Below are 11,511 nucleotides of genomic sequence, written 5' to 3'. Positions count from 1 at the left end.
CGGCGCGGAATTCTCGTTGATCTCGGCCCGGCGCGACCGGCTGGAAGCGCTGGCCGAGCAGGGCAAGGCGCGCGCGGTCACGGTGATCCGCGCCGACGAAGAAGGCGTTGACGCCGATCAGCACGATCGCCAGGAACACTCCGACGGGATCGCTCATCGCTGACCCCCCGCCGCGCCGGTGTCGCCGTCACCCTGCAGCTCGTTGAGTTCCAGCAGGTCGATCCGGCGTCCCTCCATCCGGATGACCGTTGCCTGCCAGCGCAGCGAGGTGTCCAACAGGCCGTCGGCGTCCAGGGCCGGCAGCTTCACCGTTTCACCGGCCACCGGGATGTGGCCGAATTCGCGCAACGCCAGCCCGCCGATGGTCTCGTAGGGCCCTTCCGGCGCCCGGAACCCGGTGGCGGTGGCGACCTCGTCGATGCGCAGCAGTCCCGAGACGCGCCAGCCGGTGCCGGCCGCGACGACGTCCGGGGTGGCGTCGTCGTGTTCGTCGCGGACGTCGCCCACGATCTCTTCGATCAGGTCCTCGACGGTCACCATGCCCGCGGTGCCGCCGTATTCGTCGACCACCATCGCGGTCTGCAGGCTGTTCGCGCGGATCTCGGCCATGACGGCGTCGCCGTCCAGCGTCGAGGGCACCACCGGGACGGGCTGCGCCACGTTGGTCAGCGGCGTGCGCGCCCGGTCGGCCGCCGGGATGGCCAGCACCTGTTTGACGTGCACGATGCCGATGGTCTCGTCGAGATCGCCGTCGACGATCGGGAACCGGGAGAACCCGGACTCGGCGGCCGCGGCCACCAGGTCGGCGACGGTGTCGTCGGTCTGCAGCGCGACGATCTTGGATCGGGGCGTCATCAGCTCCTCGGCGGTCAGGGCGCCGAACTGCAGCGAGCGCCGCACCAGTGACGCGGTCGCGGGATCCAGCGAGCCGCTGCGCGCCGAGGAGCGCACCAGGGACAGCAGTTCCTGCGGCGACCGGGCCGACCGCAGCTCTTCGGCCGGCTCGATGCCCAGCTGGCGCACGATCCAGTTCGCCGCGCCGTTGGTGAGCCGGATCGCCGGGGTGAACAGCAGCGAGAACAGCAGCTGAACGCCCACCACGGCGCGCGCGGTGGACAGTGGCCGGGCCACGGCAAGGTATTTGGGAACCAGCTCGCCGAACACCATCGACACCGAGGTGACGATGACCAACGCCACGAACGCCATGATCGCGTCGGCCACCTTGTCGGGAATGCCCATCGCGTCGAACCACGGGTGCGGCAGGTCGGCCAGCATCGGATCGGTCAGGTAACCGGCCGCCAGTGTGGTTGCGGAGATGCCCAATTGGGCGCCGGAGAGCTGGAACGACAACTTGTGGTGGGCGCGCCGGATCGCGCGGTCGCGGCGGCCGCCGCGCCGCGCGTTGGCCTCCACGGCGCTGCGGTCCAGCGTGGTGAGCGAGAACTCGGCCGCCACGAATACCGCGTTACCGAAGATGAGCACCGCGATGGCAAGGATGCTGATCACGGCGACGCTGACGTTCATCGAGCACGCCGCCCGCGGGCCGATTGTGTTGGCGGGATGGCCGGGGAAGGCTCCGCATCGGGCGGCTCGTCGGACGGCTGCCGCGCCCGGAAGCCCATGGGCTGCACGGGTGCCTGCGGCACGTCAATCCCTTCGCTGCCTGAAACCGGTGCGGACGCGGTCGCTTCCGTCTTTGCTGATTTATCGTAGCCCGGTCCGCCCCCCGTTCGGTCGACGACCGTTTCACGGGGAGGCCGGGCCCGCCCGGGACCCAAGTATGGTTTGCCTAACCTTACTCGATAGGCTGGCGGACTATGGCGTCCGAAGGCCCACCCGAAACCGAACCGGCCCAAGTCCTTCCGCGCGAGCGCTTCGACATCTCCGACAAGGTGGCGCGCATCGGGCGGCCGCCGGCCCCCGCGCTCGAACCGCCCTTCGCGCTGCGTGTCGCGCGGCCCGAGGACGCGGGCATGGTGGCGGAGTGGATGAACCGCCCACACCTGGCCGCGGCCTGGGAGTACGACTGGCCGGCCCCGCGATGGGAGCGGCACCTCGGCGCGCAGCTGGACGGCACGTATTCGGTGCCACTGCTGGGCAGCGTCGATGGCCAAGATTGCGCCTACCTCGAATTATACTGGGGCGCAAAGGACTTGATCTCGCACCACTACGATGCCGACCCGTATGACCTGGGGCTGCACGCCGCCATCGCCGACCCGGGCCTGGTGAACCGGGGCCTGGGCCCGATGCTGTTGCCGCAGATCGTCGGGAGCGTCTTCGCCATGGAGCCCCGCTGCCGGCGCGTCATGTTCGACCCCGATCACCGCAACACCACCGCGCGCCGGCTCTGCGAATTCGCCGGCTGTGCGTTCCTCGGCGAACACGACACCAGGAATCGCCGCATGTCGCTCTACGCGTGGGAACGTCCGGCCGGCGCCTGACCCACCAAATCGCCTGCGCCGCCAAAGAATTGCGTGCGGCGGGGGTCACCAACCCAGCGGCAGCGGATGGCCTTCGGCGAAGCCCGCGGCCGACTGCACCCCCACGACGGCGCGCTCGTAGAGGTCCGTCAGGTTGGCGGCGCCGACATAGGTGCACGTGCTGCGCACGCCCGAGGTGATGTGGTCGATCAAATCCTCGACGCCCCCGCGGTCGGGGTCCAGGCCCATGCGTGAGGTCGAAATGCCTTCCTCGAAGAGCGCTTTGCGGGCGCGGTCGAAGGCGGTGTCGGCGGCGCTGCGGGCGACCACCGCACGCTTGGAGGCCATGCCGTAGCTCTCCTTGTAGGGCTGGTCCTCGCGGTCGCGCATCAGGTCGCCGGGCGACTCGTAGGTGCCGGCGAACCACGATCCGATCATCACGTTGGACGCGCCGGCCACCAGCGCCAGCGCCACGTCCCGGGGATGTCGAACGCCGCCGTCGGCCCACACGTGGCCACCCAATTGCCTTGCCGCCGAAGCACATTCGACGACGGCCGAGAATTGCGGGCGCCCCACAGCGGTCATCATCCGGGTGGTGCACATCGCCCCCGGCCCGACGCCGACCTTGACGATGTTCGCCCCGGCGCCCAGCAGATCGCGCGTGCCCTCCGCGGAGACGACGTTGCCGGCCACCAGCGGCACCCCGAGTTCGAGCGAGGACACCGTGCGGATCGCCTCGAGCGTCTTCACCTGATGCCCGTGTGCGGTGTCGATGACGAGCACGTCGACGCCCGCCTCGACCAGGGAGCGCGCCCTGGCGCCCACGTCGCCGTTGATGCCGACGGCCGCGCCCACCCGCAGCCGCCCTTCACGGTCGAGCGCCGGGGTGTACAGGCCGGTGCGGACGGCCCCGGTGCGGGTGAGCACGCCGGCCAGCGTGCCGTCGGCGTTCGTCACGACGGCAACCCCGATCGGGGCGTGCTCGAGCAGGTCGAAGATCTTGCGTGGTTCGGTCCCGACCGGGGCGGTGACGAAGTCGGTGATCGCGACATCCCGAACCCTGGCGAAGCGGTCCACGCCCAGGCAGCAGGATTCGCTCACCAAGCCCATCGGGCGGCCCTCGAAGACGACGACCGCGACCCCGTGTGCGCGCTTGTGGATCAGCGCGGTCGCATCGGACACCGAGTCGTCGGGGCCCAGCACGACCGGGGTGTCGAGAACCAGGTCGCGGCTCTTGACGAAGTCCACCGTCTGCTGCACCGCGGTGATCGGGATGTCCTGCGGCAGAATCACCAGGCCGCCCCGCCGGGCGACCGTCTCGGCCATCCGCCGCCCGGCCACCGCGGTCATGTTGGCGACCACCACCGGGATGGTGGTGCCCGAGCCGTCCTGGGTGGACAGGTCGACATCGAAGCGCGACGCGACCTCCGACCGGTTCGGCATCACGAAGACGTCGTTGTAGGTCAGGTCGTAGCCGGGCCGATGCCCGTCCAGAAATCTCATCGCTGTCGCCGCGCCCCCTCGTGTCCTTCAAGTAGTACCCGGCTAGGCGGGCACTTCACTGCGGTCCCCGCTCCACAGCGTGTGGAAGCGCTTATCGGGGTCGTCGTCGATGCGGCCATAGGTGTGCGCGCCGAAGAAGTCGCGCAGCCCCTGGGTGAGCGCCGCGGGCAGCCGCTCGGTGCGCAGCGCGTCGTAGTAGGACAGCGCCGAGGAGAAGCCGGGGATCGGGATGCCCAGCTGCGTGGCGGTCACCACGACGCGGCGCCAGCCGTCGATCGCGGCCTCGATCGCGCTGCGGAAGTAGGGCGCGACGATCAGGCTCGGCAGATCGGGGTCCTCGTCGAACGCGTCTTTGATGCGGTTGAGGAACTTGGCCCGGATGATGCAGCCGCCGCGCCAGATGGTGGCCAGGTCGCCCGGCGTGATGCCCCAGTCGTATTCGGCGCTGCCGGCCTGAATCTGGTTGAAACCCTGGGCATACGCGATGATCTTCGACGCGTAGAGGGCCTGGCGCACGTCCTCGACGAACTGCTGCGCGTCGGCGGGCTTGGCGCCCAGCTCGCCCGAGGCCAGCCCCGTGGTGGCCTTGCGCTGGGTCACCGAACCCGACAGCGCGCGGGCGAACACGGCCTCGGCGATCCCGGTTACCGGGACGCCGAGGTCCAGAGCCGACTTCACGGTCCAGCGGCCGGTGCCCTTCTGCTCGGCCTCGTCGAGGATGACGTCGACGAGCGGCTTGCCCGTCTTCGCGTCCTTCTGGCGCAGGACCTCGGCGGTGATCTCGACGAGGAAGCTGTCCAGGTCGCCCTTGTTCCACTCGTCGAACACGTCGGCGATCTGCCCGGCGGTCTTGCCCAGGCCGTCGCGCAGCAGCTGGTAGGCCTCGCCGATCAGCTGCATGTCGGAGTACTCGATGCCGTTGTGCACCATTTTGACGAAATGGCCCGCGCCGTCGGGCCCGATGTGGGTGCAGCACGGGACCCCGTCGACGTGTGCGGAGATCTCCTCGAGCAGCGGGCCCAGCGACGTGTAGGACTCGGCGGGGCCGCCCGGCATGATCGACGGGCCGTTCAGCGCGCCCTCCTCGCCGCCGGAGATGCCGGCGCCGACGAAGTGCAGGCCCCGTTCGCGCATCGCCTTCTCGCGGCGAATGGTGTCGGTGTAGAGGGCGTTGCCGCCGTCGATGATGATGTCGCCTTCCTCCATGGCGTCGGCGAGCTCGTTGATGACGGCGTCGGTGGGGTCGCCAGCCTTGACCATGATCAGCACCCGCCGCGGCTTCTCCAGGGCGTCGAGAAACTCAGCGATGGTCTCCGACCGCACGAACTTGCCCTCGTCACCGTGCTCTTTGAGCAGCGCGTCGGTCTTCGCGATCGAGCGGTTGTGCAGCGCCACCGTGTAGCCGTGCCGGGCGAAATTGCGCGCGATGTTCGAGCCCATCACCGCCAGGCCGGTGACGCCGATCTGCGCGGTAGCGGTGGTTGATTCCGACGAACCCATGTCTTCGCCTCTCGAGTCGGAGAACTGTGCCCAAAAGCTTTCCGTCACACTGTGGCACAGGGGACCGGCGTCCGCCCGGGGTGCTGGCCGTCGAACGCGTCAGAGGTTGATCAGGCGCCGCAGCTCGGTGAGCCACGGCACGGCCAACGCGACGGTGGGCACGACGAACACGGCGACCGCGGCCAGGTATGCGGCCGCCGCCAGCGCCAGGCTGTTGCCGCCCCCGCACAGCCGGCGGACGCGGACCACGGTGCTGGGTCCGCCGGCGGCCAGTGCGCCGGACGGCGCCCGCCCGGACGCGCAGGCGACCAGCGCGCGAGCCAGGGGAGTGCGGCCCGCCGCGCGCACGGCGGCGTCGTCGGCGAGCAGCTCGACGAGCAGCTGCACCGCCCCGAGCGCGTTCGCGCTGCGCACCAGCCGCGGGAACGCGGCGTGCACCGCGGTGAAGGCCTCCAGGACGAGGTCGTGGCGGGCCCGCAGGTGGGCCCGCTCGTGGGTGAGGATCGCCGCGACCTCGGCGTCGGCGAGCGTGCTCAGCGCCCCCTCGCTGACCACCACCCTGCTGCGGACGCCCGGCAGGCAGTAGGCGAGCGGCTGCGGCACGTCCAGCACACGAAGGTCCCGCGTGTGGGCGCAGGGCTGGGGAAGCGCGCCGCCGTGGCCCAGGCCGACCAGATCGACGACCATGCGGTGATGGGCGCGCCGTCGCCGGTTGGCGATTGCCACCCGGACGACGGCCACCATCAATCGGGCGCCGACCAGCACGGTCAGGGCGAAGACGCCGATGTACGCGGCCCACAGCGGCCAGCCGAGGCGGCCGGCGGCGCCGAGGATGCTGGCGGTGGGCCGCCCGTCGGGACCGGGCATGAGCAGCCGAGTGGCGATCGCGATGCCGGCGCTGAACGCCGAGAGGACCGCGGCGAGCGCGATGGCCTGCCACAACACCATCGCGGCGCGGGGAGCGCGCAGCGGCCAGCTCGCGCGTGCCAACAAGGCCGGCACCGGACCGACCAGCAGCACCGCGAGGATGGTGAAGGCCAGCGCGGACACGCTGTCAGTCTCCCTCAGTCCTCCGGCGACGCGCCAGCGGTTGGCGCGTTGTTGCGTTGATTAGCTTCCAGTTCGGCGAGCGCCCGCCGGAGCGCAGCTGCCTCATCGGCGCCGACCCGCTCGACGAAATGGACGAGCGCGGCCTGCCTGCCGCCGGGGTCCTCGGCCTGGGCCAGCGCGTCGACCATCAGCCCGGCGACCAGTTCGTCGCGGCCGTGCACGGGAGCGTATCGGTGCGCGCGGTCGTCGCGAATCTGCGAGACCAGGTTCTTCTTGGCCAGCCGCTGCAGGACGGTCATGATCGTCGTGTAGGCGAGGTCGCGTCGCGCGGACAACGCCTCGTGGACCTGGCGGACCGTTTGAGGTTCCGGCGTGGACCACAAGTGGTCCATCACGGCGCGTTCCAGATCCCCGAGCCGGGTCAGTTTCGCCATAGTGCGTTCTCTCCTGACGTCGACAACATCTTACTCCGCTTACTACCGACCGTCGTACCGCAGCTGCTCACCGCGCCGCCGGATAGGCGCTTGCGAAATTAGGGCAGCCTTGCCTATGCTAACCCAGTCGAGCGAACAACGACCGCGGCAGAGTCCTGAGGGCTGCAGTGACCCCCGGTCTACTCGATCGGCGAGCCCCGTGCCCCCGCGGCACGGGGCTCAGCCGTTTCCGGGGCGGCAACCCCGCCACCAGCGCCGTCGCCGGACCCATGGTGTAGACACAGAACGTGCCTCAGCCGCCGAGCATGCCGCCGGATTTCACCGCCCCCTTCGATCAGGAGATCGGGCTGCAATTCACCGAACTGAGCCCCGACGGCGCCCGCGCGCAACTCGAGGTCACGCCCAAACTGCTGCAACCGATGGGCCTCGTGCACGGCGGGGTGTACTGCTCGATCATCGAGAGCATGGCCAGCGTGGCCGCCTACACCTGGCTTGCCACCCGCGGCGGCGGCAATGTCGTGGGGGTCAACAACAACACCGACTTCCTGCGTTCCATCGGTTCGGGCATGGTGTACGGCGTCGCCGAACCGATCCATCGCGGCCGGCGCCAGCAGCTGTGGCTGGTCACGATCACCGACGGCGACGACAAGGTGGTCGCCCGCGGCCAGGTGCGGCTGCAGAACCTGTAGATCCGCGCGACGGCGTATTGCTGTGTTGCGCAATGACTTTCGCGGAGGCCGGATCCGCGATTCGCGCCCTGCGGCGATTGGCCCGTTAGCTCGCTCGCTTGGCGGTCGCCGGCCGTTTGGCTTCGGCGGCGAGTACCGCCAGCTGTTCGAGGCGGGTTCGGGCGAAGGCCTGCTGCTCGGTGATCGTCAGCTGGCCACGCCGGGTGCTCAGGAAGGTCACCGTCCACGACAGCAGCGTGCTGACCTTGGTCTTGAACCCGACCAGGTAGACGAGGTGCAGCACCAGCCACATCAGCCAGGCGATGAAGCCGCTGAACTCCAGCGGGCCCACCTTGGCCACCGCGGAGAACCGCGAAACCGTTGCCATGGAGCCTTTGTCGAAATACTGGAACGGCTCGCGCTCGGCGGGGTCGGCCCCGCCGAGTTCGGCCTTGATCGTGCCGGCGACGTACTTGGCGCCCTGGATCGCGCCCTGCGCCACCCCGGGTACGCCCTCGACGGCGGCCATGTCGCCGATCACGAACACGTTCGGGTGGCCGGGAACCGACAAGTCGGGCAGCACCTTGACGCGGCCCGCCCGGTCCAGTTCCACCGACGACTGGTCGGCGAGGTCTCGGCCCAGCCCGCTGGCCTGCACGCCCGCAGACCACACCTTGCACGCGGACTCGATGCGCCGGATGGTGCCGTCGGAGTCCTTGACGGTGATGCCGTTGCGGTCGACGTCGGTGACCATCGCCCCCAGTTGGATCTCCACGCCCATCTTCTCCAGCCGGGCCCGCGCCCGCGTCCCCAGCTTGTCGCCGAACGGCGGCAGCACGGCGGGGGCGGCGTCGAGCAGGATCACCCGCGCCTTGGTGGAGTCGATGCCACGGAACGAGCCCTTCAGCGTGTGGGCCGCCAATTCCGCGATCTGGCCTGCCATTTCGACGCCGGTGGGGCCGGCGCCGATGACGGTGAACGTCAGCAGCTTGGCCCGTCGCTCCGGATCGCGCGACCGTTCGGCTTGCTCGAAGGCGCTCAGGATCCGACCGCGCACCTCCAGTGCGTCGTCGATCGACTTCATGCCGGGTGCGAACTCGGCGAAGTGGTCGTTGCCGAAGTAGGACTGCCCCGCGCCGGCGGCGATAATCAAGCTGTCGTAAGGGGTTTCGTAGGTGTGACCGAGCAAATCGGACACCACGAACTTCCCATCGAGATCGATGTGCGTGACGTCACCGAGCAGCACCTGGACGTTGCGCTGCCTGCGCAGCACGACACGGGTGGGCGGGGCGATGTCGCCCTCGGACACGATGCCCGTTGCCACCTGATACAGCAACGGTTGGAAGAGGTGATGGGTCGTGCGCGCGATCAATTTGATGTCGACGTTGGCGTGCTTCAGTTTCTTTGCCGCGTTGAGTCCACCGAATCCCGAACCGATGATGACGACCTGGTGGCGCCGTTCGGTTCCAGCTGTGGTTTCGGGTGGGGGGCTCATGTTTCCGCTGCTCCTGACGGGGGCTTTTGGACACGCGACTGCAGTTAGCCACAACGCTAGTCAGGCGGGTACCCGGAAACCTAGTTGATACGCATGTGTTGTTTGCAACACTAACGGTGTTGGGGGCGAAAACCCTGGTGGGCGCCGGCCACTGTGGCGCAACTATCAGGGTCGCCGGCCCGCTGGCACGAGGCCGCCGTTATTGGCTCGAGCCGCCGCCCACGCAGTGGTCGTGGCCCGCCTGGATCGTTCCGCCGGGGGCGCGTGAGAGCGCCTGTGCCTCCGCCTCTTCGGGCGTCGGGCCCCAGCCCCCGAAGTATTTGGTCTTCGACGCGTTCATCACCAGCGCCACGCACCCACCCTGCCCACTGGCCAGCAGGCGGCAGTCGCTGATCGTCTTGCGGCAGGTCTCCATAACCGCCTTCTCGGCCGCACCCACGCTCGAGGCGCCGTCGGCGATGTCGATGTGGCCGGTGGAGTCCGATATCGCCATCGCGATCCCGTCGCCGCCGGCATGCGCGAGCGGGGGTGCGACAAACGCCACGCCGGCCACCATCAACGCCAGGGCTGCTGTCTTCATTGCCTTCCCGGCCTCTTCTTCCGCGCTGCGCCCGGGTGGCGCAGGTAAACGCTGCTACACGGAAGTATTACCGCCGCGGGGCCAAACCGCGACCCCACGACCCGCGGCGTCGGCTGCTACAGGCCGACGACCGGGCGCAGCGCCTCACCTACGGAGCTGATCACGCCGGGGGCGTAGAAGGGCAGGTTGATGATGACGCCGTCGATGCCGGCGTCCACCACCTTGGTTTTGATCTGCTCGGCGACCGACTCGGGGCCGCCGACCACCATGCGCTGGGTCATCTCGGCCGGAATCTGGTCCGGCTTGGTGTTCTCGTCGACCAGCACCGTGGTCAGCGTGCTGGTTTCCAGCGTCGCCGGGTCGCGGCCGATCTCTTCGCAGCGCCGCCGCACGACGTCCAATTTGCCCGGCAGTTCGTCGAATCCGGCGATGACGTTGAGGTGATCGAAGTGGCGCGCGGCGAGGGGGATCGTCTTCTTCTCACCGCTGCCCCCGATCATCAGCGGAATGTGGTCGCGGAAGCGGGGATTCGCCATCGCCTCGCGCACCTGGTACCACTTGCCCGAGAAGGTCGGCCGCTCGCCCTTGATCATCGGCAGGATGATCTGCAGCGCCTCCTCGAGCCGGTTGAATCGGTCGGTGAAAGTGCCGAATTCGAAACCCAGTTGGTCATGCTCGAGTTCGAACCAGCCGGTTCCGATGCCGAGGATGGCGCGGCCCTGGCTCACCACGTCGAGGGTGGTGATGGTCTTGGCCAGCAGCGCGGGATTGCGGTAGGTGTTGCCGGTCACCAAGGTGCCCAACTGGACTCGCTCGGTGGCGGTGGCCAGCGCGCCCAGGGCGGTGTAGGCCTCCAGCATCGGTTGGTCGGGGTCGCCCAACATGGGCAGTTGGTAGAAGTGGTCCATCACGAAGACCGAGTCGAAGCCGGCGGATTCGGCCTCGCGGGCCTGAGCGATGACAGTGGGGAAGAGCTTGTCCACCCCGGTGCCGTAGGAGAAGTTGGGAATCTGCAGACCGAGTCGAATAGCCACGCTGTCTACCGTAGTGCCGCTCCACGCGCGACGAAACGGCTCGCGCCGCGATTACGCCCTCAGCCGAATTGGGCGAGCGCGCCGTGGCTGACGTGCAGCGTCTGGCCGGTGATGTGGCGGGCCGCCGGGGTGGTCAGGAACAGGGCCAGCCGGGCCACCTCGCCGGCGACCGACGGGGGCGTGCGCGACAGGCCGTCGTAGCCGGGCTGCGCGCTGCGCCCGCTGGCGACGGCGTTGACCGTGATGCCGCGGGTGCCGAAGATGCCCGCCTGTCCGGCGACCCAATTCGACAGGGTCGCCTTGATCGCGGCGTCGACGCTTCCGGCGGGCGGGTTCTCCGGCACCACGCTGATGATGGAGCCACCCGAGCGCAAGTGATCGCCCACGGTCTGCACCGTCAGCACGGCCGATAGCACCGTGGCGTCCAGGGCATTCCGCCAGGCGTTGGCCGTGTCGGCGATCGAGTACGCGCGGGGGTCGCCGGCCTCCCAGGTGGGAGCCGGCACGTTGACGATGATGTCCAGATGGTGGGGGAACAGGGGACGGGCCTCGGTCAGGCTCGCCGGGTCGGTGGTGTCGCAGACGATCGCGTCGACGTCGAGTTCCTTGGCGGCGATCTCGAGGTCGCTGCGCCGTGCGCCCACGAGGGTCACCTTGTGACCGTCATCGCGGAAGCCTTCGGCCACTGTGCGTCCAAGTTCGGTGTCTCCACCGGTGACCAGCACTTCCACTGCCATGACCTCCTCGTGTTCAACGTTGAACCCAGATCCTGCTGCGGATCGAATGACGGACCGGCCTGGGATCTCAGCACGTTATGGCATCAGTAT

11 protein-coding genes and 1 pseudogene are annotated in these 11,511 nt (G+C 69.1%); 3 read left to right on the top strand and 9 right to left on the bottom strand.

Annotated features, from left to right (window positions below; translation table 11 throughout):
• Nucleotides 1-103, top strand: a pseudogene (locus tag A9X03_RS30495) (hypothetical protein); the annotation flags it as partial.
• A 50-nt stretch (nucleotides 104-153) separates the two neighbouring features.
• Here A9X03_RS30495 and A9X03_RS22705 read toward each other — a convergent pair.
• Nucleotides 154-1,524, bottom strand: coding sequence for a hemolysin family protein (locus A9X03_RS22705; RefSeq protein WP_068263091.1), 1,371 nt, complete (start codon nucleotides 1,522-1,524; stop codon nucleotides 154-156).
• A gap of 293 nt (nucleotides 1,525-1,817) precedes the next feature.
• On the opposite strand from A9X03_RS22705, the gene A9X03_RS22700 reads away from it, so the two are divergent.
• A complete protein-coding gene (locus A9X03_RS22700) occupies nucleotides 1,818-2,441 on the top strand; it encodes a GNAT family N-acetyltransferase (RefSeq protein ID WP_068263087.1) in 624 nt (207 codons plus the stop codon).
• Nucleotides 2,442-2,486: 45 nt separating this feature from the next.
• On the opposite strand, the gene A9X03_RS22695 is transcribed toward A9X03_RS22700, so the two are convergent.
• From A9X03_RS22695 to A9X03_RS22680, 4 genes are all read right to left on the bottom strand, one after another.
• A complete protein-coding gene (locus tag A9X03_RS22695) occupies nucleotides 2,487-3,923 on the bottom strand; it encodes a GuaB1 family IMP dehydrogenase-related protein (protein ID WP_068263082.1) in 1,437 nt (478 codons plus the stop codon).
• A gap of 42 nt (nucleotides 3,924-3,965) precedes the next feature.
• Nucleotides 3,966-5,423 carry an NADP-dependent phosphogluconate dehydrogenase gene (gene gndA / locus A9X03_RS22690; RefSeq protein ID WP_068263080.1) on the bottom strand — a complete coding sequence of 486 codons (1,458 nt, stop codon included), beginning with the start codon at nucleotides 5,421-5,423 and terminating at the stop codon, nucleotides 3,966-3,968.
• A gap of 99 nt (nucleotides 5,424-5,522) precedes the next feature.
• On the bottom strand, nucleotides 5,523-6,473 hold the full coding sequence (locus A9X03_RS22685; RefSeq protein ID WP_067760730.1) for a M56 family metallopeptidase: 951 nt from the start codon (nucleotides 6,471-6,473) through the stop codon (nucleotides 5,523-5,525).
• A gap of 14 nt (nucleotides 6,474-6,487) precedes the next feature.
• Nucleotides 6,488-6,907, bottom strand: a complete 420-nt coding sequence (locus A9X03_RS22680) for a BlaI/MecI/CopY family transcriptional regulator (RefSeq protein ID WP_067889905.1) — start codon at nucleotides 6,905-6,907, stop codon at nucleotides 6,488-6,490.
• Nucleotides 6,908-7,212: 305 nt separating this feature from the next.
• Between A9X03_RS22680 and A9X03_RS22675 the strand changes: the two genes are divergently transcribed.
• On the top strand, nucleotides 7,213-7,596 hold the full coding sequence (locus A9X03_RS22675) for a PaaI family thioesterase (RefSeq protein ID WP_068263077.1): 384 nt from the start codon (nucleotides 7,213-7,215) through the stop codon (nucleotides 7,594-7,596).
• Between the two features lie 85 nt (nucleotides 7,597-7,681).
• Here the strand turns inward: A9X03_RS22675 and A9X03_RS22670 are convergent, their stop codons facing one another.
• From A9X03_RS22670 to A9X03_RS22655, 4 genes are all read right to left on the bottom strand, one after another.
• Nucleotides 7,682-9,070 carry an NAD(P)/FAD-dependent oxidoreductase gene (locus tag A9X03_RS22670; RefSeq protein ID WP_067760736.1) on the bottom strand — a complete coding sequence of 463 codons (1,389 nt, stop codon included), beginning with the start codon at nucleotides 9,068-9,070 and terminating at the stop codon, nucleotides 7,682-7,684.
• Nucleotides 9,071-9,269: 199 nt separating this feature from the next.
• Complete coding sequence (locus A9X03_RS22665) at nucleotides 9,270-9,650, bottom strand: DUF4189 domain-containing protein (protein WP_067760738.1); 381 nt, start codon at nucleotides 9,648-9,650, stop codon at nucleotides 9,270-9,272.
• A gap of 116 nt (nucleotides 9,651-9,766) precedes the next feature.
• Nucleotides 9,767-10,684: an LLM class F420-dependent oxidoreductase gene (locus A9X03_RS22660; RefSeq protein ID WP_067760740.1), complete on the bottom strand. Its 918-nt coding sequence runs from the start codon at nucleotides 10,682-10,684 to the stop codon at nucleotides 9,767-9,769.
• Between the two features lie 59 nt (nucleotides 10,685-10,743).
• On the bottom strand, nucleotides 10,744-11,421 hold the full coding sequence (locus A9X03_RS22655) for an SDR family oxidoreductase (protein ID WP_068263072.1): 678 nt from the start codon (nucleotides 11,419-11,421) through the stop codon (nucleotides 10,744-10,746).
• Nucleotides 11,422-11,511: the final 90 nt, after the last annotated feature.

Origin of the sequence: Mycobacterium sp. E1715, assembly GCF_001667625.1 — a bacterium.
GTDB lineage: Bacteria > Actinomycetota > Actinomycetes > Mycobacteriales > Mycobacteriaceae > Mycobacterium.
This window is presented reverse-complemented; position numbering and strand designations above follow the sequence as displayed.

What these genes read in the sequence shown, in the direction of transcription:
- A9X03_RS22655 (WP_068263072.1), bottom strand. Translation starts at nt 11,421, where the DNA reads ATGGCAGTGGAAGTGCTGGTCACCGGTGGAGACACCGAACTTGGACGC.
- A9X03_RS22700 (WP_068263087.1), top strand. Translation starts at nt 1,818, where the DNA reads ATGGCGTCCGAAGGCCCACCCGAAACCGAACCGGCCCAAGTCCTTCCG.
- A9X03_RS22675 (WP_068263077.1), top strand. Translation starts at nt 7,213, where the DNA reads ATGCCGCCGGATTTCACCGCCCCCTTCGATCAGGAGATCGGGCTGCAA.
- A9X03_RS22665 (WP_067760738.1), bottom strand. Translation starts at nt 9,650, where the DNA reads ATGAAGACAGCAGCCCTGGCGTTGATGGTGGCCGGCGTGGCGTTTGTC.
- A9X03_RS22705 (WP_068263091.1), bottom strand. Translation starts at nt 1,524, where the DNA reads ATGAACGTCAGCGTCGCCGTGATCAGCATCCTTGCCATCGCGGTGCTC.
- A9X03_RS22670 (WP_067760736.1), bottom strand. Translation starts at nt 9,070, where the DNA reads ATGAGCCCCCCACCCGAAACCACAGCTGGAACCGAACGGCGCCACCAG.
- A9X03_RS22695 (WP_068263082.1), bottom strand. Translation starts at nt 3,923, where the DNA reads ATGAGATTTCTGGACGGGCATCGGCCCGGCTACGACCTGACCTACAAC.
- A9X03_RS22680 (WP_067889905.1), bottom strand. Translation starts at nt 6,907, where the DNA reads ATGGCGAAACTGACCCGGCTCGGGGATCTGGAACGCGCCGTGATGGAC.
- gndA (WP_068263080.1), bottom strand. Translation starts at nt 5,423, where the DNA reads ATGGGTTCGTCGGAATCAACCACCGCTACCGCGCAGATCGGCGTCACC.